The 23,770-nt window shown below is 65.5% G+C and carries 23 protein-coding genes and 1 tRNA gene; 14 read left to right on the forward strand and 10 right to left on the reverse strand.

The window, feature by feature from the left end; translation table 11 throughout:
- Positions 1-12 precede the first annotated feature (12 nt).
- A complete protein-coding gene (locus NG697_RS19300; RefSeq protein ID WP_252614971.1) occupies positions 13-1,020 on the reverse strand; it encodes a hypothetical protein in 1,008 nt (335 codons plus the stop codon).
- 63 nt (positions 1,021-1,083) lie between these two features.
- Here NG697_RS19300 and NG697_RS19305 point away from each other — a divergent pair, with 63 nt between their 5' ends.
- Positions 1,084-1,584, forward strand: coding sequence for a hypothetical protein (locus tag NG697_RS19305; RefSeq protein WP_252614972.1), 501 nt, complete (start codon positions 1,084-1,086; stop codon positions 1,582-1,584).
- Here the strand turns inward: NG697_RS19305 and NG697_RS19310 are convergent.
- The 5 genes from NG697_RS19310 to tmk form a co-directional block, all read right to left on the reverse strand.
- Positions 1,581-2,480 (reverse strand): DNA/RNA non-specific endonuclease, encoded by a 900-nt coding sequence (locus NG697_RS19310; protein WP_252614973.1) that lies wholly within the window; start codon positions 2,478-2,480, stop codon positions 1,581-1,583. The two genes, NG697_RS19305 and NG697_RS19310, sit on opposite strands and share 4 nt — an antisense overlap.
- Before the next feature lie 163 nt (positions 2,481-2,643).
- Positions 2,644-2,716, reverse strand: a tRNA-Thr gene (locus tag NG697_RS19315).
- Positions 2,717-2,824: 108 nt separating this feature from the next.
- On the reverse strand, positions 2,825-4,390 hold the full coding sequence (locus NG697_RS19320; protein WP_252610849.1) for an alpha/beta hydrolase: 1,566 nt from the start codon (positions 4,388-4,390) through the stop codon (positions 2,825-2,827).
- A 21-nt stretch (positions 4,391-4,411) separates the two neighbouring features.
- Positions 4,412-5,554, reverse strand: coding sequence for a DNA polymerase III subunit delta' (locus NG697_RS19325; RefSeq protein WP_252610851.1), 1,143 nt, complete (start codon positions 5,552-5,554; stop codon positions 4,412-4,414).
- Positions 5,551-6,207: a dTMP kinase gene (gene tmk / locus NG697_RS19330; RefSeq protein ID WP_141139516.1), complete on the reverse strand. Its 657-nt coding sequence runs from the start codon at positions 6,205-6,207 to the stop codon at positions 5,551-5,553. Before tmk ends, NG697_RS19325 begins: the two co-directional genes overlap by 4 nt.
- A gap of 53 nt (positions 6,208-6,260) precedes the next feature.
- Between tmk and NG697_RS19335 the strand changes: the two genes are divergently transcribed.
- The gene (locus NG697_RS19335; protein WP_252614974.1) at positions 6,261-7,451 is read left to right on the forward strand and encodes a trans-sulfuration enzyme family protein; all 1,191 of its coding nucleotides are present in this window, start codon (positions 6,261-6,263) and stop codon (positions 7,449-7,451) included.
- Positions 7,452-7,460: 9 nt separating this feature from the next.
- Positions 7,461-7,811, forward strand: a complete 351-nt coding sequence (locus NG697_RS19340) for a DUF2516 family protein (protein WP_056342490.1) — start codon at positions 7,461-7,463, stop codon at positions 7,809-7,811.
- 6 nt (positions 7,812-7,817) lie between these two features.
- Here NG697_RS19340 and NG697_RS19345 read toward each other — a convergent pair whose 3' ends face one another.
- Positions 7,818-8,642 (reverse strand): class I SAM-dependent methyltransferase, encoded by an 825-nt coding sequence (locus tag NG697_RS19345; protein WP_252614975.1) that lies wholly within the window; start codon positions 8,640-8,642, stop codon positions 7,818-7,820.
- A gap of 78 nt (positions 8,643-8,720) precedes the next feature.
- Between NG697_RS19345 and NG697_RS19350 the strand changes: the two genes are divergently transcribed.
- Positions 8,721-9,467: a phosphoglyceromutase gene (locus NG697_RS19350; protein ID WP_252599713.1), complete on the forward strand. Its 747-nt coding sequence runs from the start codon at positions 8,721-8,723 to the stop codon at positions 9,465-9,467.
- 76 nt (positions 9,468-9,543) lie between these two features.
- Here the strand turns inward: NG697_RS19350 and phoU are convergent, their stop codons facing one another.
- Positions 9,544-10,197: a phosphate signaling complex protein PhoU gene (phoU, locus tag NG697_RS19355; protein WP_252599712.1), complete on the reverse strand. Its 654-nt coding sequence runs from the start codon at positions 10,195-10,197 to the stop codon at positions 9,544-9,546.
- Between the two features lie 202 nt (positions 10,198-10,399).
- Here phoU and NG697_RS19360 point away from each other — a divergent pair, with 202 nt between their 5' ends.
- Positions 10,400-11,608, forward strand: coding sequence for a sensor histidine kinase (locus NG697_RS19360; protein ID WP_252614978.1), 1,209 nt, complete (start codon positions 10,400-10,402; stop codon positions 11,606-11,608).
- Complete coding sequence (locus NG697_RS19365) at positions 11,605-12,285, forward strand: response regulator (protein ID WP_056342479.1); 681 nt, start codon at positions 11,605-11,607, stop codon at positions 12,283-12,285. The genes NG697_RS19360 and NG697_RS19365 overlap by 4 nt, the downstream gene beginning before the upstream one ends.
- Positions 12,286-12,392: 107 nt before the next feature.
- Here the strand turns inward: NG697_RS19365 and NG697_RS19370 are convergent, their stop codons facing one another.
- Positions 12,393-12,938: a hypothetical protein gene (locus tag NG697_RS19370; protein WP_252599826.1), complete on the reverse strand. Its 546-nt coding sequence runs from the start codon at positions 12,936-12,938 to the stop codon at positions 12,393-12,395.
- A gap of 270 nt (positions 12,939-13,208) precedes the next feature.
- Between NG697_RS19370 and NG697_RS19375 the strand changes: the two genes are divergently transcribed.
- From NG697_RS19375 to NG697_RS19410, 8 genes are all read left to right on the forward strand, one after another.
- Entirely contained in the window at positions 13,209-13,691 is a 483-nt protein-coding gene (locus tag NG697_RS19375; protein ID WP_026266570.1) for a CarD family transcriptional regulator, read from the forward strand.
- Positions 13,692-13,824: 133 nt separating this feature from the next.
- Entirely contained in the window at positions 13,825-14,631 is an 807-nt protein-coding gene (gene ispD / locus NG697_RS19380; protein WP_252599711.1) for a 2-C-methyl-D-erythritol 4-phosphate cytidylyltransferase, read from the forward strand.
- Between the two features lie 2 nt (positions 14,632-14,633).
- Positions 14,634-15,158 (forward strand): 2-C-methyl-D-erythritol 2,4-cyclodiphosphate synthase, encoded by a 525-nt coding sequence (gene ispF, locus NG697_RS19385; RefSeq protein ID WP_252599710.1) that lies wholly within the window; start codon positions 14,634-14,636, stop codon positions 15,156-15,158.
- A gap of 44 nt (positions 15,159-15,202) precedes the next feature.
- A complete protein-coding gene (gene cysS / locus NG697_RS19390; RefSeq protein WP_252610859.1) occupies positions 15,203-16,660 on the forward strand; it encodes a cysteine--tRNA ligase in 1,458 nt (485 codons plus the stop codon).
- 68 nt (positions 16,661-16,728) lie between these two features.
- Positions 16,729-17,718 carry a 23S rRNA (guanosine(2251)-2'-O)-methyltransferase RlmB gene (gene rlmB / locus NG697_RS19395; protein ID WP_252599708.1) on the forward strand — a complete coding sequence of 330 codons (990 nt, stop codon included), beginning with the start codon at positions 16,729-16,731 and terminating at the stop codon, positions 17,716-17,718.
- A 349-nt stretch (positions 17,719-18,067) separates the two neighbouring features.
- Positions 18,068-20,179 carry a glycogen debranching protein GlgX gene (glgX, locus tag NG697_RS19400; protein WP_252614976.1) on the forward strand — a complete coding sequence of 704 codons (2,112 nt, stop codon included), beginning with the start codon at positions 18,068-18,070 and terminating at the stop codon, positions 20,177-20,179.
- Positions 20,180-20,197: 18 nt separating this feature from the next.
- On the forward strand, positions 20,198-20,683 hold the full coding sequence (locus NG697_RS19405) for a guanyl-specific ribonuclease (protein ID WP_252599706.1): 486 nt from the start codon (positions 20,198-20,200) through the stop codon (positions 20,681-20,683).
- Between the two features lie 8 nt (positions 20,684-20,691).
- On the forward strand, positions 20,692-21,048 hold the full coding sequence (locus NG697_RS19410) for a barstar family protein (RefSeq protein WP_252599705.1): 357 nt from the start codon (positions 20,692-20,694) through the stop codon (positions 21,046-21,048).
- 60 nt (positions 21,049-21,108) lie between these two features.
- Here NG697_RS19410 and glgP read toward each other — a convergent pair whose 3' ends face one another.
- Complete coding sequence (gene glgP, locus NG697_RS19415) at positions 21,109-23,727, reverse strand: alpha-glucan family phosphorylase (RefSeq protein ID WP_252614977.1); 2,619 nt, start codon at positions 23,725-23,727, stop codon at positions 21,109-21,111.
- Positions 23,728-23,770 lie beyond the last annotated feature (43 nt).

Here is a 23,770-nt window from a genome sequence, read left to right on the forward strand (position 1 = left end):
ACTCAAAAGCGATCACCTATATTCCTGACGCACACCCTCCCGCGTGTTGCCCAGGCGTAGCACCCGCTCCTGCGCGAGCATGGCCGAACGTTTGGCCTTATCGGCTGCCCGGGCCGCCTGCTTGGCCTCGGCGGCCGCCGTGCCCAGGTTTTTCCTGGCGCTGTCCAGCTGCTCCTCCGCGGCTTTGAGCCGGTCGCGGAGCTCACGTGTTTCGCGGGTCAGGCCCGCGACTTCGGCCTCCGTGCCCGCCAGCTGACTTTGCCGGTCCGCGGCCAGCCGGGCGGACTCCTCTTCGGCTGCCATGGCCTCGCCCAAGGCAGCGTTGGCTTTCTCCAGCGCCGAGGGGGACGCCGGCCGCGGAGTCTCCCGGACAGCCTTGAGGCGCGGCTGGTCCGCGGGTTTGCGGGTGCCAGGTTCCGCCATCGTCCGTTCTTCCTCTTCTTCTTCCGGCACAGTGGCCGGTGGCTGTTTGGGACGGCCCTGCGTGGTGGCGCGTGGCGCCGGCACTGCCCCAGGCACCGCTACGGCCCCATCGAGATCAACCGTGTCCACGCCGTCGGCGGACAGCGCCTGGACCAGCAGTCCGCTTTGGACGGCGGCAGTGGCACCTTCGTCGGCGGTCATCGCCTGCAGGGTGCGCTCGACGTCGGCGGCGATGGTGGCGCTGATGCTGCGCCCCTGGCGTTCAGCAACAGCGCGGGCGGTCTCGACGGCGGTCGCCAGCAGGGTGCGGCGCTCCCGCGCCAGTTCCCGGAGGGCGGCGGCGTCGAGGGATGTCTGGGCCGACCGCATCCGTTGGCCGAGCTCGGAAAGCTGCGCGAGCGCTCCTGGCTCATGGATGGCCAGCATGTTGACCGCCCAGGCCGCCGCTGACGGTTTTGGCAACGCCTTGACGGCAGCCGGGAGATCCTTCCCGGAACCGGCGGCTGCCTTGGCTGCGGCGGTCCGGGCAGCCACAAACTCCTCGAAAGGCAGGGCATACAGTTCGAACGCGATAGCCGTCAGCGCCTTGTCATCCATGCTCGCCATCATAGGGGGCGGGCTCCAGAGCCGAAGGGTATGTGTGCCGCCTAGACTGGCCGCATGAGAAGAGTGTGGGGGCTCCTTGGCCGGCCGGCCGTTCTGATGTTGGCAGTCTGCATCCCGGTTGCCGGCTGCTCGAACGTCTGTCCGGCCATTGGGTGGGTCAACTCCATCACGGTTGAACTGGCGGGGGACGTCTCGCGTGTGGATACCGTGCAGCTGTGCGCCGATGGCGCTTGTTCGGAGTTGCGACCGGAGCCTGGGACGGCAGCACCGCGCATTGTCGTGACAACACCGCTGGATGCCAGGGCTCCGCACACCCCGGAAGCCCAGCCCACCATGGCCCCGTTCTACGCTGAAAGGATCGACGCCGATACCTGGCGGTTCACCGTCAGCATGAGCTCCCCTGACCACGTGACCGCTAAAGCGCTGTCTGCCACGGGCGAGGTCCTCGCCGAGAAGGAAGCCGACCTGGACTGGAAGCGGGTGGGCGGCTCGGCCCAGTGCGGCGGTCCCGTGGAAGCTTCGCCGGTTGAACTCACGGTCAGGCCGCGGCTCTAGTCTCCGTTCAGATCGAAGTCCAGGTCCAGGTCCTCCGGAGACACGAGCGTCCGCCACGTCGACTTCACCCGTGCGGTGGGTAGTTCTGCGGCGATGGGCATCCGGTCAACGGCCACAAGCTGGTCCAGATCCAGGCCGGTGACGGCGGCGATATCGCGGACGGGGACCTGAAAGGTCCGGAACGGGCCCAGGGGCGGGGCATCGTCCACGGCGCCCGGGCGGGGCACATCGGGCAGGTCGGCCAGCTGTGGTGTCTGGTCCACGATGTAGCCGGTGGCCGCAAGCTCTCCGTCCTGGAGGAATGCGGCGACCTTGAAGAACAGCAGCGGAATGTCCACGCCGCGGTACACCGGGTCATTGTCCCCGAAAATGGGTCCGGTGAACACGATCAGCCGCCGGCCGTGGTCGGCGGCATGCTCCAGCAGGTAGGACTCCAACCCGAGCCACAGGTCCAGGCTCTGGTTGAACTTCGCAGCCTGGGGCACGGCGTTCGTGTAGTGGAACGTGTCCTCATTCGCTTGGGCGGCCTCCTGCCGGGTATCACCCCAGACGGCTGAGGCGCGCCGGACCAGGTGTCCCCTATCAAGGTCGTTCCGGGCGTAGAGCTGCTCACCGGTCTGCTGGTCCTCGGCCAACCTTGGATCCAGCTGCCATTGGATCCCGGATCGATCCAGATCCATCAGCTTCTCCCCGTCGATGCCGAGGGCCGTGACGGCGGCCAGGCGCTTGTCCAGCCGCATGAGCACCGAGAAATGGGTGTAGGGCAGCAGGATCGTTTTCGTGTCGGCCAGAATCGGTACAGGAACCTGTACACCCAGGAAGGCGACGTCGTACCCCGACCGGTTCGACAGATCACGTGCAGCAGCAGAACCCGGTACCAGCAATAGTTCGTCCATGGCCGGACATTAGCAGTGGAAGATGACGGCGGGATGAATTTCGGTGGACCACAGGGAAACTGCCGTCGGCGGCCCAGCTCAATGCGGCGGGCTGTCGAAGGGCTTAACCAGCGAAAAACCCCGTATCATCGTCGAAATCAACGACAATACGGGGTTTGTCCCGAGCTTCCTATCAGAATCGAACTGATGACCTTTTCATTACGAGTGAAACGCTCTACCGACTGAGCTAAGGAAGCACCGCACAATTCGCCCGGCGTAACCGGGCGGTTCATGCAAGAGTCAACTGTAATAGAGTCCCTGCGCCCGGGTCAAAATGGGCGCCCCAAACACTTCGGCAGAACTCCTCAGCAGACCGTGTTGTCGGCGGGAACCGTTCCGTCCACAAGGTACTTATCCACGGCGTCTTCGAGGCAGCTGTTGGCCCGGCCGTAGGCGGTGTGGCCCTCTCCCTGCCAGGTGAGCAGGGAGGCGTTGCCCAGCTGTTTGCGCAGGGATGCGGCCCATTCCACCGGGGTAGCAGGGTCGCCGGTGGTTCCGACAACCACGATCGGGGCTTCACCGGTGTATTCCACCGGGGCGGGGGTCCGCAGGTTCTTGTACGGCCAGTCCACACAGTTGGTGCCGCCGTAGGCGAAGAAGTAGCCCAGGGTGGGGGAGGCCTGCATAAGCCGCTGCTGTTCCGCGCGCATGGCGGCAGTATCGGACACCATGGGGTAGTCCAGGCAGTTGATGGCGCCGAAGGCGAAGGTGGAGTTGGACGTGTACTTCCCGTCGGCGCCGCGGTCAGCGCCGAGGTCCGCCAGACGGAGCATCAGGCTGGCGTCACCGTTCAGTGCAGCTTCGAGGGCCTGGGTCAGGGCGGGCCAGCTCTGGTCGTTGTACAGCGGAGTGATGAGGCCGCTGACGAACATCGTGGCGTTCACCAGGCGGCCGTCCTTAGCCTGCCAGGGGGTGTTCTGGACGGCGGTGATGAGGTCGCGGATCTGCTGGACCCCGCTGTCCACGTTCCCGCTGAGCGGGCACGAGGATTCCTGCTGGCAGCTGGCCACGTAGGCCCTGATGGCTTTTTCGAACGCCACGGCCTGGCCGCTGGTCAGCTCCTCGTTGCTGATGGACGGATCCAGGGCGCCATCCAGGACCATGCGGCCCACGTTGTCCGGGAACAGCGAGGCGTAGGTTGAACCAAGGAACGTGCCGTAGGAGTACCCGAGGTAATTGAGCTTCGAGTCATTGACCACGGCGCGCAGGATGTCCAAGTCCTTGGCCGCGCTGACCGTGTCGACGTGGCCCAGTACCGGACCCGTCTTGGCGGCGCACTGCGCGGCGATGGCCTTGTTGTCGGCCAACGCGGCGGCAAGCCCGGCGTCGGTCTCCAACGCGTAGACCTTTGCCCGGGACGCGTCCCGTTCGGCGTCCGTCAGGCACGTAACAGGGGCGGAGCGTTTGACGCCGCGCGGATCAAAGCCCACCAGGTCATAGTTGGCCCGGACAGACTGCGAGAAGTGCGTTCCGGCCGCATCCTTGACGAAGTCGTAGCCGGACCCGCCCGGACCGCCCGGGTTGACCAGCAGGCTGCCGGTTTTCTTGCCCGTGCTGGGAGCCCTCAGCGCAGCTATCTGGATCGTGTCGCCGTCCGGCTTCGCGTAGTCCATCGGCACGGTGACCTTGGCGCACTGGAAGCCGTTTTCGCAGGGCTCCCACACAACCTCCTGGGCGTAGAAGGTGTCCAAGCCGGCGGGCGCGGACGCCACGATAGCAGGGTCTGCCTTCGCCGTAGCCGGGGCCGCGTCCGGGGTGTCCCCGCCAAAGAGGCCGCACGAGGCCAGCGTCAGGGCCAGGATCAGGGCGCCGGCAGCCCGCAGCCCAATCACCAGGGATCGGGAGCGTGCGGGCAGGGGGCGTGCAGTCATCGAGCGGTCTCCTAGTAGTTGCTAGATCAGGCTGGCTGCCATGGACTCAATGGTCAACAGCGGTGCAACGTTGGTGGTGGTGATGCGTTGGCGGGCTTTGTTGATGGCGTCCAGGCGGGCGAGGGTGGTCTCCGGCGCAGACCGGGCGGCGAATTCCTCCAGCTCACCCCTGAGCTCAACGTTTACCAGCTCCACGGCGTTCCCGAGCTGGATGATCAGCACATCCCGGTAGAACGACAGGAGGTCCGTCAGCGTCCGGTCCAGCGAGTCCGTGATGGATCGCTTGGCCCGTCGTTTCTGGTCGTCTTCAAGCTGCCTGACCTGGCTGCGCATGGTCGGCGGGAGCGTCCCTGACTCCGGGGCACCCAGGGTGGCCAGCAGCGCAGCCTTCTCGGCGGCGTCGCGCTCTTCATTGGAACTGTTGGCTTCGGCGGTGGCGATCTTCACCAGCTTGTCCGCCATCATCACCGCTGCGGTCACGCCGCGCAGACCCAGGGGGAACCTCACCGTTTCCAACCGGCGTTCCCTCGCCTCGGGGTCCCGCGCCAGCCGGCGGGCGATCCCCACATGGCTTTGCGCCGCGCGGGCAGCGCGGTCGGCGAGTGCCGGGTCCACGCCGTCGCGCTTGACGAGCAAAGCGGCGACGTCGGCGGCCGGCGGCAGCCGCAGGGCCACGGCCCTGCAGCGCGAACGGATGGTCACCAGGACGTCTGCGGGCGACGGTGCGCACAGCATCCAGATGGTCCGCGGCGTGGGCTCCTCGATGGCCTTCAACAGCACATTGGTGGTCCGCTCGGCCATGCGGTCGGCGTCTTCCACCACAATGATCCGCCAGCGCCCGGACGACGGCCGGTTGCCCGCCTTGGATACCAGGTCGCGGGCTTCATCGATGGTGATGGTGACCTTCTCGGTCCGGACGTACGTCACGTCCGAATGGGTCTCGCCGAGGATGGTCAGGCAGGCTGGACACTCCCCGCAGCCGCGCCTGGCCACGTCGTCCTGATCGCAGTTGAGGGCGGCCGCGAAGGCCTTCGCGGCGTTGGAACGCCCGGATCCGGGCGGGCCCGTGAACAGCCAGGCATGGGTCAGTCCTTCGCCCCGCGAGGCAAGGCGGAGCTGTTCGACGACGGCGGGCTGGCCCTGAAGGTCGTCCCAGACAGTCATGCGGCGCCCCGGCCTGCAGACGCGAGCAAGGCATCAACGCGAGTGAGGATCCGCGCGGCCAGTTCGTTGACGGGCAGATCCGCCGGCAGGACCAGATACGTATCCGGCCGGCTGGAGGCCAGTTCGAGGAACGCCCCGCGGATTGTTGAATGGAACTCATCGGCCTCTGACTCAAGGCGGTCTTCGGCGGCATCGCCGGCTGTGCGGCGGCGGCGGCCGTCAGCTGGGTCCACGTCCAGCAACACCGTGAGGTCGGGCTGCAGCCCGGACGTCGCCCATTCGTTGAGGGTACGCACGGCGTCGGCACCCAGATCGCGTCCGGCCCCCTGGTACGCCACGGACGAATCAATGTAGCGGTCCGTCAGGACAACCTCGCCGCGTTCCAGTGCCGGGCGGATCACCTGGCTGGCATGGGCCGCGCGGGAGGCAGCAAAGATGAGTGCCTCGGTGTGGGCGTCGATGTGGCCATGGCCGTGGTCCAGGACCAGGGAACGCAGTTTTTCGCCAATGGGCGTCCCGCCGGGTTCGCGGGTCCGCAGGACCGTCAGGCCACGTGTTTCCAGAGCCTCGGCAAGACGGGCCGCCTGGGTGGACTTGCCGGCGCCGTCGCCGCCCTCGAAGGCGATGAAAAGTCCAGGGCTGTTGGTGGTCACTGGTCTAGACTACCGACTTCGGGAGCCGCCGCACGTCCAAGTACGCTTTCTCCATGAGTCTCTCGGAACAGTATGCTGCGTCCCTGTCGGCCGAAACCGTGGTGGTTGCCGCCGGCCGGCCGGCGCGTAAGCGGGACGAGCCCGTCAACCCGCCCATCGTGCTGTCCTCGACGTACTTCGGCACGGGAGCTCTGGGCGACGGGGACCGGGGCTACGGGCGCTATTCCAACCCCACCTGGGATCCCTTTGAGGAGGCCCTGGGCCTGCTTGAAGGATCTGAACTGCCCGGCCTGCTCTACGCGTCCGGACTCGCGGCCGTCAGCTCGGCACTGTCCCTGCTGCCCGCCGGCGGCGTCCTGGTGATGCCGTCGCACAGCTATGCGGGTTCGCTCGTGATGGCCACGGAGTTGGCGCAGAAGGGCTTCCTGGAACTGCGGACTGTGGACATCACGGACACTGACGCAGTCAAAGCACAGATCGCGCCGCAGGGGCCGGACGCGAAAGCGGCCAGGATGCTGTGGCTTGAGAGCCCCACCAACCCGATGCTGGGCATCGCCGATATCCGCGAGCTCACCGCGGCGGCCCACCGGGTGGGCGCCATTGTGGTGACGGACAATACGTTCTCCACGCCGTTGGTCCAGCAGCCACTGAGCTTGGGTTCCGACGTCGTTCTTCACTCGGTGACCAAATACCTGGCCGGACATTCCGACGTCGTCCTCGGCGCCTTGGTGACGTCCAACCCGGACATCCGGGCAGCGCTGCTGCACCACCGCATCATTCATGGCGGTATTGCCGGGCCGTTCGAGGCATGGCTGGCGCTGCGCGGGCTCCGGACCCTTGCGCTGCGTGTGGAACGGTCGCAGGCTTCTGCAGCGGTCCTGGCGGAACGCCTGAGCACACACCCCCTGATCGATAGCATCCGGTACCCCGGCCTCCCCACGGATCCCGGCCATGAACGGGCCAAGACCCAGATGTCGGGCTTCGGTTCGATTGTGTGCGTGCAGATCGCGCCGGTTGCCGGCCTGAGCGGAGCAGACGACGCGGACAAACTGGTCCGCGCGCTGCAGCTGTGGCTGCCAGCCACCTCCCTGGGCGGGGTGGAATCGCTGATCGAACGGCGCCGCCGGCACGCCGCTGAGCCTCTGAGTGTCCCGGACAACCTGGTGCGGCTGAGCGTCGGCATTGAAAATATTGAGGACCTCTGGGCCGATTTGAAGCAGGCGCTCGACTCGCTGGGCCGCTAGGCTTGGACGGTGGACGGTGAACTGATAATTCGGCCTGTAGAGCTGGCAGTGTTTTTTATCCTTGCCCTGGTGGCATTCGGACTTGAAGTGTGGGCTCTGCTGGACTGCGTCAGGCACAAGTCCGCCGCCTTTGAAGCGACCGGAAAACGAACCAAGACCTTCTGGCTGGCACTGACCGGCGGCGCCACCCTGATCGGCGCCATCTCGCTCTTCAGCAGCGGCGGAATCTTCGGCACGCTTGGCCTCTTTGGGCTCGCCGCCGTGGTGGCAGCGTCCATTTACCTCGCAGACGTCCGGCCAGCGGTCAAGGACGCGGGCCGCGGCGGTAGCCGTAATACGGGGCCCTACGGCGGCTGGTGACCACCACTAGACCGACGGCGCCACAGCGTCCCAGACCACCGTTAGTTCGCCCAGGCGCCACCGCGACGGGCCGTCCTGAACCGGCCACCCGCCGTCGGACAGTGCCCTGCACATGGCGTGCCAGCGCTGCCTGCTGCCGAATGACGCCAGCGGCGCCGACTCCAGCCAAGCCCGGTCCATGGCCTGCATCAGCCGGTGGACAGGCTCTCCCGGAACGTTGCGGTGGATCAGCGCCTTCGGCAGCCGCTCGGCAATTTCCGATGGCAGGTCAAAGCTGCCGAACCGCACGGACATGCTCAGTGACAACGGCCGCTCGGCGTCGAGGGCAACCCACGTCACCCGCCGCCCGATTTCATCGCAGGTACCGTCGATAAAGAGCCCGCCGGGGGCGAGCCGGCCCTGGACCAGCCGCCAGATCCCCGCCACATCGGCCTCTTCGTACTGCCGCAGGACGTTGAAGGCGCGGACCAGCACGGGGTGCCCGGGCAGCGGCAATTCGAAACCGCCCACCTGAAAGCTCAGCCCCGGCCGCTCGAGCGCCTTGGCGATCCGGACGCGCTCCGGCTCGATTTCGATTCCGCACACGCGGACATCCGGCCGCACTGCGCGGAGACGTTCAAAGAGTTCGACGGCGGTGGCCGGCGTTGCGCCGTAGCCCAGGTCAACCACGAGGGGGTCTTCGGCAGCGCGCAGGCGCCAGGCCTGGGGGCCGGTGAGCCAGCGGTCCACCCGCCGCATCCGGTTGGGATTGGTGGTGCCCCGTGTGACGTTTCCGACCGGCCTGCCGCTCCGGCCATGGGGAGCGCTCACGCGTTCAGCTTTTTGCACCACTGCCCAACCCTATCCTTGTAACGCAGGGCCCTTGTAACGCAAGGCGGGCGGCGCCGTGCCTCGGCTAGGATAAAAATCATGACTTACAAGCTGATTCTGCTGCGCCACGGCCACAGCGAATGGAACGCCAAGAACCTGTTCACCGGCTGGGTGGACGTTGACCTCAACGACCAGGGCCGCGAGGAAGCAGCACGCGGCGGCGAGCTCCTGGTTGAGAACGATCTTCTCCCGGATGTCCTCTACACCTCGCTCCTGAAGCGGGCCATCAACACGGCCAACATTTCCCTGGACAAGGCCGACCGCGGCTGGATCCCCGTCAAGCGGGACTGGCGCCTGAACGAACGCCACTACGGTGCCCTGCAGGGCAAGGACAAGGCACAGACCCTGGCCGAATACGGTGAGGAGCAGTTCATGGAGTGGCGCCGGTCCTACGACACCCCGCCGCCGCCCCTGGCCGACGACTCCGAGTTCTCCCAGGCCCGCGACCCCCGTTACGCGGACCTCGGCGACGCACTGCCTCGCACCGAGTGCCTCAAGGATGTCCTGGTCCGCCTGCTTCCCTATTGGGAGTCGGACATCAAGGAAGACCTCAAAACCGGCAAGACCGTCCTGGTCACCGCCCACGGCAACTCGCTGCGCGCCCTGGTCAAGCACCTGGACGGCATCAGCGACGACGCCATCGCCAGCCTGAACATCCCCACGGGCATCCCGCTGGTCTACGACCTGGACGAGGACTTCCAGCCGATCAAGCCGGGCGGCACCTACCTGGACCCGGACGCCGCTGCGGAAGCCATCCTGGCAGTGGCGAACCAGGGCAAGAAATAAAGCAGTAGTTAACGTTCGACGGCGGGCCGGTCACCTGTGGTGACCGGCCCGCCGTCGTATGTAGTTTAGGGAGCGGCTAGAAGCCCTGCCCCTGCCATTCGCCGGTGACGAGGTAGGTGACCTTGCGGGCCACGGACACGCCGTGGTCAGCGAACCGTTCGAAGTAGCGGCTGGCCAGGGCCACGTCAACGGTGGTGGCGGGGGACTCGGCCCAGTCTGGGGCGGCGATCGCCTTGAACACGCTCAGGTGGAGATCGTCGATGGTGTTGTTGGCCTTGTGGATGTCGCGGGCCACTTCGAGGTCCCGGGATTCCAGCAGGACAATAAGTTTGTCGGCGATGAGTTGGTCCTGCTCGGCCATTTTGTTGAACGTTTCCGTCATGGATGCAGGGATCACGGTGGACGGGAAACGCAGCCGGGCCAGCTGGGCAATGTGGCGGGCCAGGTCCCCCATCCGCTCCAGGGAAGCGCTCATGCGCAGGGAGCCCACGATCATCCGCAGATCGCTGGCCACCGGCCCCTGCAGGGCGAGGATGTCGATAGCGCGCTCATCCAGGCTGGTCTGCAAAAAGTCGATACGGGCGTCCGCGGCGATGACGTCCTCGGCCAGATCAACGTCGGCAACCCGGAAGGACGTCGAGGCCTTCGCCAATGCCTCGCTGACCAACCGCGAAATCTCCACCAGCTGCTCACCCACCTGGGTCAGCTCTTCCTGAAAAACCTTACGCACGTGGGCGTCCTTTCTTTGGAACTCCGCCCCTCGGGTGGCAGACGGAACTCATGTCGCCATTCGGCACTCCAACATATAACTTTGTCAGCGTGCGGTAAACGATTAGTCGGTTGTAGATGAACGTTAGCTGAACCGTCCCCGTAATGGGCCATGACGCACCGTCTCGACAGGAACCACGGCCTAAGCTGGAGTTGTGGATCCTATGCTCATCGGTGTCATCGCCGGCCTGGTCGGCCTGTCGCTCGGCACCTTTGGCGTGCTCGCCTTCAGGATCAGTGAAAAGCAGCGAAAGCTTGTTGACGTCGACGTGGAGGAACTCGCTTTGCCGGCCGGCGCCGCGGAAGTGCTGGCCGTCGTCGGACGGGCTTTTGTGGTGGTTGACGCGGTGGACGGCGTGGTGCGCGCCAGCCCGGCAGCCTATGCATACGGACTGGTGCGCGGCCACACGGTGGTCCACAAAGAACTTCTGGACATGACGGCCGGTGTGCGGCGCGACGGCGTGATCCTGGAAAAACGGCTGGAGCTGCAGCGGGGTCCGCTGGGCCACGGCACCATCATCGTGCAGGTCCGGGCGGCCATGCTCGGCGAGGAATATATCGTGCTTCTGGCCGACGACCGCACCGAAATTACCCGCACGGAAGAGATCCGCAACGACTTCGTGGCCAACGTGTCCCACGAGCTGAAGACCCCGGTGGGCGCAATTTCCCTGCTGGCCGAGGCACTGGAGTCCTCGGCCGACGACGAACAAGCAGTCCGCCGGTTCGCCAAGCGCATGCACAAGGAGTCAAGCCGGCTGGCCGCCCTGGTCCAGGACATCATCGAGCTGTCCCGCCTCCAAGGTGCCAGCGTGTCCCAAGAGGGCAAGGCCGTGGACATCAACGCGGTCATCACTGAAGCGGTGGACCGTTCCCAGCTCCCCGCTGAAAGCAAGAACATCCGGATCGTGGTGGGGGAGCGGGTTAAGGCCACCGTCTTTGGTGACCGGGACCTGCTGGTTACCGCTCTGCGTAACCTGATCGACAACGCCATCCGCTACTCCCCGGAGAACACCAGGGTGGGCGTGGGCGTCCGGTCAAAGGACGGGCTGATCGCAGTGTCGGTCACGGATCAGGGCGAGGGGCTGACCCCGGAGGACCAGGAGCGCGTGTTTGAGCGCTTCTACCGGGTGGATGCGGCGCGTTCGCGCCACACTGGCGGAACGGGCCTGGGCCTTAGCATCGTCAAACACGTTGCCTCCAACCACGGCGGTGAAGTGACATTGTGGTCACGGCCCGGCCAGGGTTCCACTTTCACCCTGCGGCTGCCTGAGATGGAAAGCCAGGACGCACCGGATACCTCAGGTGTCAAAGAACCAGCCGTACCCGTGCGCAGAAAAGAACGCGGTGTACATGAGCAAGGAGCTAGCGCTTGAGCAGGATTTTGATTGTCGAAGACGAAGAATCGTTCAGTGATCCGTTGTCCTATCTACTGGGCAAGGAGGGGTTCGAGGTAGAAGTGGTGGACAACGGCCTCGACGCCATCACCGAATTCGACCGGAACGGGGCGGACCTGGTGCTGCTGGACCTGCAGCTCCCCGGCCTGTCGGGCACCGAGGTCTGCCGCCAGCTGCGGCAGCGCTCCAGCGTTCCGGTCATCATGCTGACGGCCAAGGACTCCGAGATTGACAAGGTGGTTGGCCTGGAGCTGGGCGCTGACGACTACGTCACCAAGCCCTACTCCTCCCGCGAGCTGGTGGCCCGCGTCCGGGCCGTACTCCGCCGGCAAGGTGAACCTGAGGAACTGATCTCGGCCACAGTCCAGGCCGGCCCTGTCCGGATGGACATCGAACGGCATGTGGTCAGCGTGGATGGCCAGCAGGTCCTCTTGCCGCTGAAGGAGTTCGAGCTGCTGGAAATGCTGCTGCGCAACTCCGGCCGCGTACTCACCCGCGGCCAGCTGATCGACCGGGTCTGGGGTTCGGACTACGTGGGGGACACCAAAACCCTGGACGTGCATGTCAAGCGGCTGCGCGGCAAGATCGAGCCCGACCCGTCCATACCGCGTTTCCTGGTAACCGTCCGCGGCCTGGGCTACAAGTTCGAGCCGTAGGCCTCTCCGCCGTATGGCACGCCGGGCATCAGGCGCACCAGACTTCAAGTGCACAAAAGGAGGGGCTCCCCGCGGGGGGAGCCCCTCCTTTTGTGCTTTGCTGCTGCTTAGTGGGCCGCACCAGTGCCGGTGGCCGACGGCGACGGGCTGGGTGTGGCGGATCCGGTCGGTTCGCTGCCGGCCGGCAGGTACTCCTTGTACTCCGCGAGGGAACCATCCAGGACAGGCACGCGGACAGTCTTGCTCACGTTGGTGCCGTCTTCGGTGATCTTCACATCGACGAGGGAGCCGGCGATGCCGCCGCTGGTGCTGAGGATGGCTTCATCCGTGGAGTCGTTGAGCAGGGTGTAGGAGTTGGCTTTCACCGGCACCTGCGTCTGTGAACCCTCGGCCCCGTTGACCGTGAGCTTGACGTCCTGTGAAGAGGAGTTGTAAACGGCGCCGAGCAGGCGGCCGGGCTTGTCTGCGCCGGCGGAGACAACCAGCATGTTTCGCAGCTGCAGCGGACCCAGGTCGGCGCGGATACCGTCCGACGCCGCGTACTGGTGAGAAGTCTGCTGGGGGTTGATGTAGCCACAGCCGGTCATCGTCGCCAGGGCGAGGGCCAGGGAACCTGCCGCCAGTGCCAGTTTGCCGCCCTGGGCCCGGTTCATCGCAGTGAAACGCACGTCACGTACTCCTCGAGAGTCTTGAAACATTATTCAGCCATAGCCTAGCGGCAAACCGGGCCAAACGAGGATTCCGCACGGTCATATTGCCCTTGGCAGCAGGCCGCACATGCACTATTATCTGCATTCGTCAAGGGGGTGAAGGGGGTCTATTCTGCCCATTTTCCGCGTATTTCCGGGGTTCCGGGGCCGGTTCGAGGCCAGTCATATGCCTGAATCGTGATAAACTGGTCTGCGGGAAAGGGGAATGTCCACATGGTATTTGAGGTCGGCGAGACAGTAGTTTACCCTCACCACGGTGCTGCAAAAATTGAAGAAATCAAGATGCGCACTGTCAAGGGCGAAGAGAAAATGTATCTCAAGCTCAAGGTGGCTCAGGGTGATCTGACCATTGAAGTTCCAGCAGAGAACGTTGACCTTGTTGGGGTCCGTGACGTAGTGGGCAAGGAAGGTCTGGAGCACGTATTTGATGTTCTCCGGGCTGAGTTCACTGAAGAACCCACCAACTGGTCGCGCAGATACAAGGCAAATCTGGAGAAGCTTGCTTCCGGTGACGTCATCAAGGTAGCAGAGGTTGTTCGCGACCTCTGGCGCCGTGATCACGATCGGGGCCTTTCCGCAGGTGAGAAGCGCATGCTGGCCAAGGCCCGTCAGATTCTGATTTCAGAACTTGCACTGGCTGAAAAGACTGATGAAGAGAAGGCTGCAAGCGTTCTCGACGAGGTCCTGGCTTCCTAAGAATTGAGCCCCGGGGGTACGCAAGTGCCTCCGGGGTTTCTTTTTGCCCTTTTTCGGTCCAGCCCTCAGCGGCAGGCGCGTCGCGCGGCTGGGATTAGGCACGCCGGGCAGGCGGGCACGTAGGCTGGACCGCATGAACAACGGACTTCCCCGCCCCGTCACCGCCGTCGTCATTGTGGCCGCAGGTTCCGGTGAGCGGCTGGGTTACGGCATGCCCAAGGCGCGCGTGCCGCTGGGGAGTGACGCCATACTTACGCATGCCCTCCGGGGCGTCGCTGCCGCCGACGTCGCACGGCAGATCTGTGTTGCCCTGCCGCCCGGCGATACGGTCATGCAGGAATTGTGCGCGGCCTTCGCCGAGGAACTCCGGGCGGGGCACGATGCCAACCAGGAGAACCCGCTTCCCGTGCTGACAACGGTCGACGGCGGTGCCACCCGTGCCGCTTCCGTCCGGTCGGCGTTGGCGGCCTTGCTGGACGGCACCGAAGCTGTGCTGGTCCACGACGCCGCCAGGGCGCTGACGCCCGAGTATGTCTTCCACCGTGTCGTCGATTCCCTGGCTGCCGGCGCCGTTGCAGTGATTCCTGCCGTACCGGTGGTGGATACGGTGAAGATGGTTACCCCCACGACCGGTGACGACAGCAGCATCGCTCCGGAACTCGTGACCGGGACCGCGCCGCGGGAGGAGCTCCGTTCGGTCCAGACGCCCCAAGGGTTCCGCCTGTCCACACTGATCCAGGCCCATCAGGCAGCGGCGGACTTTGACGAGAAACAGGCTGCCGCGGTCACCGACGACGCCATGCTGGTGGAACTCCTGGGAGTTCCCGTGCACGCCGTCCATGGCTCCACACAGTCATTGAAAATCACCACGCCGCTGGACCTGATCATTGCCGAGGGGCTGCTGGAAGGCCCGCTGGGCATCCGCTGGGTGGAGGGTTAGGCATGAGTGAAGCCAAGATGATCCTGCCGCGCACGGGTATCGGTCTGGATGTCCATGCGTACGCGTCCCCTGACCTTCCCCGTCCGCTCTGGCTGGGCGGGCTGTTCTGGGAAGGCGAGCGTGGACTGGCCGGGCATTCGGACGGGGACCCGGTGGCCCACGCCGCCGCTGACGCCCTGTTCTCGGCCGCCGGCATCGGGGACCTCGGCACGCATTTCGGCACCGACCGTCCGGAGTTCGCTGGAGCCTCCGGCGTCACGCTCCTGACCGAGGCGGCGAGGATTGTCCGTGCGGCTGGCTTTGAGATCGGCAACGTGGCAGTGCAGTTCGTGGCTACGCGGCCCAAATTCGGCCCGCGGCGGGAAGAGTCCCAACGCGTGCTGAGCGAGGCGGCAGGGGCGCCGGTCAGTGTCACGGCCACCACCAGCGACGGACTCGGTTTCACCGGCAGGGGCGAGGGGATTTCCGCCGTCGCCACCGCTTTGGTCTATCCGGTGATTCAACCCAGCGCTGTTCAGGCCGGATAACGCGCGGGGGCCGGCACACAGGCCTTTTCCGCTAATCTGGAGCGGTGACTCTCCGCTTCTATGACACCGCGTCCGCCGAAGTCCGTGACTTCGTTCCCCTCGTCCCCGGAAAAGCGAGCCTGTACTACTGCGGAGCAACCGTGCAGGGCATGCCGCACGTAGGCCACATCCGCTCGGCGATCGCCTTTGACCAGCTCACCCGCTGGCTCGAGTACCGGGGGCTGCGGGTCACCGCGGTCCGCAACGTCACGGACATCGACGACAAGATCCTCGCCAAGTCTGCCGAATCGTTCAGCCCGGACTTCGAAGCCGGACCGGACGCTGTCCGCGCGGAGGAATGGTGGGCCCTGGCCTACCGCTACGAGCAGGCGTTCCTGCAGGCCTACGACACGCTCGGCGTTTCCCGGCCCACTTATGAGCCACGGGCAACCGGCCATATCCCCGAAATGCATGAGCTGATCCAGCAGCTGATCGACCGGGGCCACGCCTACCCGGCGCCGGACGATTCCGGCGACGTCTACTTCGACGTGCGGTCCTGGGACAAGTACGGGTCACTGACGCGCCAGAACATTGACGACATGCAGGGCGCCCCGGACGCGGATCCCCGCGGCAAGAAGGACCCCCGCGACTTTGCGCTGTGGAAGGGCTCCAAAGAAGGAGAGCCGACGACGGCGAGCTGGGCCTCGCCCTGGGGCGCCGGACGTCCGGGCTGGCACCTGGAATGCTCCGCCATGGTCACCAAGTACCTCGGCACCGAATTTGATATCCATGGCGGCGGACTGGACCTGCGCTTCCCGCACCACGAAAACGAAATGGCGCAGTCCCAGGCCGCAGGGCACGGGTTCGCCAACTTCTGGATGCACAACGGCATGGTCACGTACCAGGGCGAGAAAATGTCCAAGTCCATCGGCAACACCATAAGCCCTTCGGAGATGCTGGACATCGCGTCGCCGCGGGTGGTCCGCTACTACCTCGGGCAGGCCCACTACCGCTCAGTGCTGGACTACCGCCCCACATCGCTCGACGAGGCCGCGGCCGCCGTCGAACGCATTGACGGCTTCATCAGCCGCGCCGTTCGGGCCCTCGCTGCCGGTGGGAACTACACCTTCGCCACCTATGGCAAGGTTCCCGAGGCGTTCGAGAACGCCATGGATGACGATCTCAACGTGCCGCAGGCCCTCGCCGTGGTCCACGAAACAGTCCGTGCCGGCAACACTGCCTTGACGGAGGGGAAGCTGGAGGACGCACAGCAGGCGCTGCACAGCGTGCATGACATGCTGCGGGTCCTGGGCCTGAATGCGGTGGCGTCCGGCCCGGCGTCGGACACCCGGGAATCGGCCGCCCTCGACGTCCTGGTGGAAGCCCAGCTTGCTGCCCGCACCCAGGCCCGGGCCGCCAAGGACTGGGCTGCCTCTGACGCCATCCGCGACACGCTGAAGGCGGCCGGCGTCGTCGTCGAAGATGGCCCAAACGGCGCTACCTGGAGCCTGCAACGGGACTGAACGGGCGATTTTACTTGATTCAGTAGACTGGTAAGCAGACTCAGTCAAACAATCAAGGGTGGAAAATCATGGCCAACAACGGTCGCCGGTCGGTCAAAGCAAAGAAGGGGCCAACCATCGGAACCGGTGGTCATGGCCGTAAGGCCCTGGAAGGCAAGGGTCCCACGCCCAAGGCGGAGGACCGCCCGTACCACAAGGCGCACAAGAGCAAGCAGCTTGCCGAACGTTCGGCCGCCAAGCGCGGCACGGGTGCCCGCAGCGCCGGCGCCTCCCGCACGGGTCCCAAGGGCCGCGCCACCGAGGAAGTCGTCACCGGCCGTAACTCCGTGGTGGAAGCCCTCCGCGCCGGGATCCCCGCGAAGGCCCTGCACATCGCCATCCGGATTGAAATGGATGACCGGGTCAAGGAGTCGCTGAAGATCGCCGCCGAACGCGGAATCCCGCTGCTCGAGACCGGCAAGCCCGAACTTGACCGCATGACGGATGACGCCATCCACCAGGGCCTGGTCCTGCAGATCCCGCCGTACGAGTACCAGGACGCTTATGACCTGGCCGAGGAAACCGTGGACCGCTGGAAGAAGGGCCACGTATCCAACGCCCCGCTGTTCGTTGCCCTGGACGGCATCACGGACCCCCGCAACCTTGGTGCCATCATCCGCTCCGTCTCGGCCTTCAGCGGCCACGGCGTCGTCGTCCCGGAACGCCGCTCCGTGGGCGTCACAGCCTCGGCCTGGAAGACCAGCGCCGGCGCTGCCGTGCGTGTTCCGGTGGCACGCGCCGCGAACCTGAATAGTGCCCTGAAGCAGTTCAAGAACATGGGCATCTTTGTCCTGGGGCTCGACGGCGACGGCGACGTTTCGTTGCCTGACCTCACCCTGGCCGCCGAGCCCGTCTGCATTGTGGTCGGTTCCGAGGGCAAGGGCCTGAGCCGCCTGGTCCGCGAAAACTGCGACCAGATCGTCTCCATCCCGATTAACTCCGCCATGGAATCGCTCAACGCCTCCATGGCCGTTGGCATCTCCCTGTACGAAATCTCGAGGCAGCGCGCCGTCAAGTAGTCCTCGGTGCGGGAGGCGGCACGGCAGCGGGGTCGCCGCCGCGACCGCTTTGCCGTCGCTTAGACACCTCCCGTTGCCTCATTCGGCCGCGGGCGGCCTTCTTCGGCTCTGGTCGGCGATGCGCTCCCTGGCAAAACGGCCGCAACGGCTGTATCGTCGTCCTGCCAAACGCTCTCTCACCTTTGGTGGGTTTAACAGAAACGCTCTCCCACCGGTCAACTTGAACTGGTGAGAGAGCGTTTCTGTTTAAGGCGCGAAAACTGCGAGAGCGTTGGACTGCGGTGGGTCCGGGTGACGTCATAAAAGCGCCGGTGCAGCTCAACAGCCGTTGGCCGCTACCATGGACGTGATGGTCATGCCGCTTTTCGATACCGCTTCCACCAGGGATGCCTCTTCGGCATATCCGCTAGGTGTCAGCGTCCCGCGCCCGGGATCGGGAGCGGATTACAGCGTGCAGTCCAGCGCCAACGTCGCCGTGTACGCCCCGGCCGTGGAGAACCTTGAGATTGCCTACAAGGCCCCGGGCAGCGAGTGGCATCTGCAGACCCTGCCCAATGTCACGCACGGCGTGCACCATGGAATTGTTGAGGATTTCCCGTACGGATCGCTGTACGGTTTCCGTGCCACGTCCAAGGCGGACCCGTTGCCGCTGGCGGTCCCCATCGTGGACCTGGACGACGACGGCGGGCAGCCTCTTTTGCTCGATCCTTACGGCCGGGCGGTGGACCAGCGGGAGGGTTTCCTGACGAGCGTCCGGATGGCCGGCGATTTTGACTGGGGCACCGACGAACGTCCCCGGACGCAGTGGCGGAACACCATCATCTACGAGGCTCATGTCCGCGGCCAGAGCATGCTGCATCCCGATGTCCCCGAGGAGCTGCGTGGCACCTACGCCGGAATGGCTCATCCGGCCATCATCGAGCATTTCAAGAGCCTGGGCATTACCGCTGTCCAGCTGCTCCCGGTGCACTTCCACCTCGATGAGCTGCACCTGCAGAACCTCGGCCTGACCAACTACTGGGGTTACAACACGGCCGCGTTTTTCGCACCGCAGGCAGCCTATGCGACGCAGGCGGCGCGGGATGCCGGACCGCACGCCGTCCAGGACGAGTTCAAGGGAATGGTCAAGCTGCTCCACGCGGCAGGGCTGGAAGTGATTCTCGACGTCGTCTACAACCACACTGCCGAGGGCGGCCCGGACGGCCAGGCCATTAGCTTCCGCGGACTCGGTGAGGACACGTACTACAGAACGGATGGCCACGGGAAGTACATCGACACTACGGGCTGCGGCAACAGCCTGAATTTCGGCCAGCCCAGGGTGGTCCAGTTGGTGCTGGATTCCCTCCGGTATTGGGTGGACGAATTCCACATCGACGGCTTCCGTTTCGACCTGGCCGTGACGCTCTGCCGGAACGCGGACAACGAGTTTGATCCCCGCCACCCGTTCCTGGTGGCTGTGGCCGCCGATCCCGTGTTGTCTGACGTAAAACTGATCGCCGAGCCCTGGGACGTCGGCTATGGCGGCTGGCAGACGGGACGGTTCCCGGGCGGCTGGGTTGACTGGAACGACCACTTCAGGGACGGCGTCCGCTCCTTCTGGCTTGCCGACCGGGCGGCCATCGAAGCCGGCGGGCAGGGCGGGTCCGTGGCGCGGCTGGCTGATGCCCTGTCCGGGTCTGCCGGGCTCTTTGAAGCGTCGGGCCGTTCCAGGCTGGCGTCGGTCAACCTCATCACGGCACACGACGGCTTCACGCTCAACGACCTTGTGTCCTACGACCGAAAACACAACGAGGCGAACGGCGAGCAGAACCGGGACGGGCACGGGGACAACCGCAGCTACAACCACGGTTTCGAAGGCCGGAGCGAGGACGAGAGCATCCTGGCGCAGCGGTCGCAGTCCCGACGGAACCTCATGGCGTCCCTGTTGATTTCGCTCGGTGTGCCCATGATCACCGCCGGCGACGAGCTGGCACGCACGCAGCAGGGAAACAACAACGCCTATTGCCAGGACAACCCACTGGCATGGCTCGACTGGACGCGTACGCCGGAATCCGCAGAGATGCTCCGCAGCACAAAGCGCTACGTCCGGCTGCGCAAGGAGTTCCTGGCAAGCCAACCCCATGATTTTCCCTCTCGGGATGAGCAGTCCTATATCTACTGGTTTGATCACGCCGGACAACCCATGTCCATGGATCAGTGGAATGATCCCCGGCACCGGGTCATGCAGCTCCTGCTTGGCTCGGACGACGGCACGCTGGCGGGCCTCGTAGTGGTCAACGGCAGCGGCTCCGACGTGAACATCACCCTTCCGGAACTCAAGAACGACGACGGAACGCCCCGCAGGATGTTCGAACTCCGGCTGACAACGTCGCCGCTTCACGAGCTTCGACAGGGCAGCCGCGTGGCGTCCGGCGAGACGGACAGCATCGAGGCGAACTCGATTAACATCTACCGCACGTAACTGCGGAGGGGACCAAATTTGCGCAACCGCTCCATTGCCCTGCTGCTGACCGGGCTGCTGGCCATAGCGGCGTTCGCTTTCGGCGGCCCCGGGCTCCTTGAGACTCTAACGGGAAGTACGACGCCGGCAGCCAGTTCCAGCGCGGCCCCGGTCCCGGGCGCTCCCGTCCAGGGTCCTGCGGAGGTTCCGGCCCCGGCGGTAGTCCCCGCCAACCCGTCCGGGTTGCCCGCGATCAAGGAATCCCAGCTGCCGGCCGAAGCGCGGACTACCCTCGCTGCCATCCGTGCCGGCGGCCCCTACGGCTACAGCCAGGACAACAAGACGTTCGGCAACTTCGAGCGCATTCTCCCGCGGCAGGGCTCAGGCTATTACCGCGAGTACACCGTGCCCACCCCGGGTGAATCCGACCGGGGAGCCCGCCGCATCGTCACCGGCGCCGAGGGCGAAAAATACTACACGCAGGACCACTACGACTCGTTCAAATTCATCGCAGAAGGCGGCTGAACACCCTCATGAAAATTTACTCCGCCGACACCTGGACCATCGAAGAACTTCAGGAACAGGTTGCCGACGACGGCCGCCGCAGCCTGGTGGTCCCCGCCGCCGACAGCAAGAAGGCTGTCCTGGAAACCTTCGGCGGAGTGCTCGCCTTTCCTGAACATTACGGCGTGAACATGGACGCCCTGAACGACTCCCTGCACGATTTCGCGGACAGCATCGGCGAGAACGGTAGCGCGCCGGTCACAATCCTTTGGCAGGTGGCCGCGGCGTTCCGGGGGGACAGGTCCTTCGGGATCATCTGCGAGGTCCTCCAGGATGCCGAAAGCTACGCCGGCCGTGACCTCGCGGTCACGGCCGTCCTCCTGTAACTAACGTCGACAACCGCCGCGCAGTTGCCACAAAACGAACGCCGGATATCTGGAAACGGATCAGGCGTTGACGATCAGCCCCAGCTCCGCCTTGGAAGCCAATGCCTCGTGCCGTGGCAGGACGCGGACGGTGTAGCCAAAGGGACCGGAGCGGTCGATGACCAGCGAGCCGCTGAACAGGTGGCGCCCCTCGCCCAGGTCCTCTTTCGAGTTCAACTCCATCAGGGTGACGTCCGCCAGGGTGTCGCTTTCCTCGGCACGGCCATAAGCCACCTCCACGGACACGTCCTCCGGTGAGAGGGTGTGCAGCGCGATGTAGGCGTTCACCTGCAGGGTGTCCCCGATCTGCGGGTCCTCGGAAACGCCCACGGAGTCCACATGTTCGACGTGCAGCAGAGGCCACGCCGAACGTACCTTGGCAGTCCATGCCGCCAGCACACGGGCCTGGGCGTAGGAGTTGGCAACGGCCCTGCGTCCGGCCTCGGCGGCGGGCCGGTAGAGCACGTTGACGTAGTCGTGCAGCATGCGCTCCGCGGAAACGGCCGGTCCCAGATGGGACAACGTGTGCTTGATCATTGACACCCAGTGCGTCGGGACTTTCTCGGTGCCCGTGGTGGACGGTCCGGCAGCACCGGCGCTGTCAGACACCGTGTTCCCGTAGAAGCGTGGCGCCACCTGGGTTTCCAGGAGTTCATACAGTGCCGCGGCCTCGATGTCGTCCCGCTCTTCGGGGGACGCGTCATTGTTGGCGGTGGGGATCGCCCAGCCGTTCTCGCCGTCGTACATTTCATCCCACCAGCCGTCCATCACAGAAAGGTTCAGCGAACCGTTGATGGCGGCCTTCATGCCCGACGTACCGCAGGCCTCCAGGGGGCGGAGCGGGTTGTTGAGCCACACGTCGCAGCCCGGGAACAGCGTCCTGGCCATTGCGATGTCGTAGTTCGGCAGGAAGGCGATGCGGTGGCGGACCTCGGGGTCGTCCGTGAAGCGGACCAGGTCCTGGATCATCTTCTTCCCGGCATCATCTGCCGGGTGGGACTTGCCGGCGATCACCAGTTGGATCGGGTGTTCCGGATGCAGCAGCAGCGCCTTGAGCCGGTCCGGCTCGCGAAGCATCAGCGTCAGGCGCTTGTAGGTGGGGACGCGCCGGGCGAAGCCGATGGTCAGCACGTCGGGGTCCAGAACGTTGTCGGTCCAGCCCAGCTCGGCGTCGGCGGCGCCGCGCTTCTTCCACGCAGCCCGGAGCCGGCGGCGTACGTCCTCCACCAACGCTGTGCGCATTTCACGGCGCAGCGCCCAGACGTCGGCATCGCTGACGTTGTAGGCAAGGTCCCAGCGGCCCAGGGCTTCGGCCTCGGTGCCGAACTGTTCCCTCGCGAGCTGGGAGATGCGCCCGTCGACCCACGTGGGCACGTGCACGCCGTTGGTGACGGACGTGATGGGCACCTCTGAGTGGTCGAACCCGGGCCACAGGGCCGAGAACATCCCGCGGGATACCTCGCCGTGGAGCTTGGCGACGCCGTTGGCCCGCTGTGCCAGCCGGAGTCCCATCACCGCCATGTTGAAGACTGACGGGTTGCCGTCGGCGTAGTTTTCCCGGCCCAGTTCCAGGATCCGGTCCACGGGTACCGCGGGCGCAAGCCCGGCCTGGAAGAAGTGGTGGATCTGGGAAATCTCGAAACGGTCGATGCCGGCCGGAACGGGAGTGTGGGTGGTGAAGACCGTGGACGCCCGGCCGGCGGCGAGGGCTTCGTCGAAGCTGAGGGCGGCGTCGCCGGCCATCAGTTCCTGGATGCGCTCAATCCCCAGGAAGCCGGCATGGCCCTCGTTGGTGTGGAACACCTCGGGCGCGGCGGTTCCGGTGAGCTGCTGGTACGCGCGCAGCGCCTTGACTCCGCCCATGCCCAGCAGGAGCTCCTGCTGCAGCCGGTGGTCTCCGCCGCCGCCGTAGAGGCGGTCGGTGATGCTGCGCGCGGCGTCGTCGTTGCCGGGAACGTTGGAGTCCAGCAGCAAGAGGGGAACGCGTCCGACGTCGGCACGCCAGATGTGTGCCAGCAGCCGGCGCCCGTTGGGGAGCGGGAGTGAGATCTGCAAAGGCCGGCCGTTGCCGTCGGCGGACGGTTCACGAAGCAGAGTGAGGGGGAGGCCGTCAGGGTCGAGTACCGGGTACGTTTCCTGCTGCCAGGCGTCGCGGGAGAGTGACTGCTTGAAGTAACCAGCCTGGTACAGCAGGCCAACGCCGATCAGGGGCACACCCAGGTCCGAGGCGGCCTTGAGGTGGTCGCCGGCCAGGATGCCCAGGCCGCCGGAGTACTGCGGCAGGACTTCGGTGATGCCAAATTCTGGGGAGAAGTACGCGATGGCGGCCGGGGCATCCTCGCCCAGGCTCTGGTACCAGCGGGGCTGCTCAAGGTACCGGTCAAGGTCCTCGGCGGCGGCGCGGACCTGGTTCACTACCGAGGGGTCGGCGGCGAGGCGCTGGAACTCTTCGCGGCTGACCCGGCCCAGGAAACTGACGGGATCCTGGCCGGATTCCTCCCAGATGCGGCGGTTCAGGCCAGCGAAAAGTTCACGGGTGGGCCGGTGCCAGGACCAGCGGAGGTTGGTGGCCAACAGGGCCAGCGGCCTGATGGGTTCCGGGAGGACTGTTCTGACGGTAAATCTGCGGATTGCCTTCACCTGCGCCACACTAACCGACAACATCAACGTCTGGAACTGCTTT

Source organism: Pseudarthrobacter raffinosi, assembly GCF_023913835.1.
Lineage (GTDB): Bacteria > Actinomycetota > Actinomycetes > Actinomycetales > Micrococcaceae > Arthrobacter > Arthrobacter raffinosi.

Coding starts and splice junctions, on each gene's coding strand:
- NG697_RS19300 (WP_252614971.1), bottom strand. CDS start 1,020: ATGGATGACAAGGCGCTGACGGCTATCGCGTTCGAACTGTATGCCCTG.
- NG697_RS19305 (WP_252614972.1), top strand. CDS start 1,084: ATGAGAAGAGTGTGGGGGCTCCTTGGCCGGCCGGCCGTTCTGATGTTG.
- NG697_RS19310 (WP_252614973.1), bottom strand. CDS start 2,480: ATGGACGAACTATTGCTGGTACCGGGTTCTGCTGCTGCACGTGATCTG.
- NG697_RS19320 (WP_252610849.1), bottom strand. CDS start 4,390: ATGACTGCACGCCCCCTGCCCGCACGCTCCCGATCCCTGGTGATTGGG.
- NG697_RS19325 (WP_252610851.1), bottom strand. CDS start 5,554: ATGACTGTCTGGGACGACCTTCAGGGCCAGCCCGCCGTCGTCGAACAG.
- NG697_RS19335 (WP_252614974.1), top strand. CDS start 6,261: ATGAGTCTCTCGGAACAGTATGCTGCGTCCCTGTCGGCCGAAACCGTG.
- NG697_RS19350 (WP_252599713.1), top strand. CDS start 8,721: ATGACTTACAAGCTGATTCTGCTGCGCCACGGCCACAGCGAATGGAAC.
- NG697_RS19360 (WP_252614978.1), top strand. CDS start 10,400: ATGCTCATCGGTGTCATCGCCGGCCTGGTCGGCCTGTCGCTCGGCACC.
- NG697_RS19370 (WP_252599826.1), bottom strand. CDS start 12,938: ATGAACCGGGCCCAGGGCGGCAAACTGGCACTGGCGGCAGGTTCCCTG.
- NG697_RS19375 (WP_026266570.1), top strand. CDS start 13,209: ATGGTATTTGAGGTCGGCGAGACAGTAGTTTACCCTCACCACGGTGCT.
- ispD (WP_252599711.1), top strand. CDS start 13,825: ATGAACAACGGACTTCCCCGCCCCGTCACCGCCGTCGTCATTGTGGCC.
- ispF (WP_252599710.1), top strand. CDS start 14,634: ATGAGTGAAGCCAAGATGATCCTGCCGCGCACGGGTATCGGTCTGGAT.
- rlmB (WP_252599708.1), top strand. CDS start 16,729: ATGGCCAACAACGGTCGCCGGTCGGTCAAAGCAAAGAAGGGGCCAACC.
- glgX (WP_252614976.1), top strand. CDS start 18,068: ATGGTCATGCCGCTTTTCGATACCGCTTCCACCAGGGATGCCTCTTCG.
- NG697_RS19410 (WP_252599705.1), top strand. CDS start 20,692: ATGAAAATTTACTCCGCCGACACCTGGACCATCGAAGAACTTCAGGAA.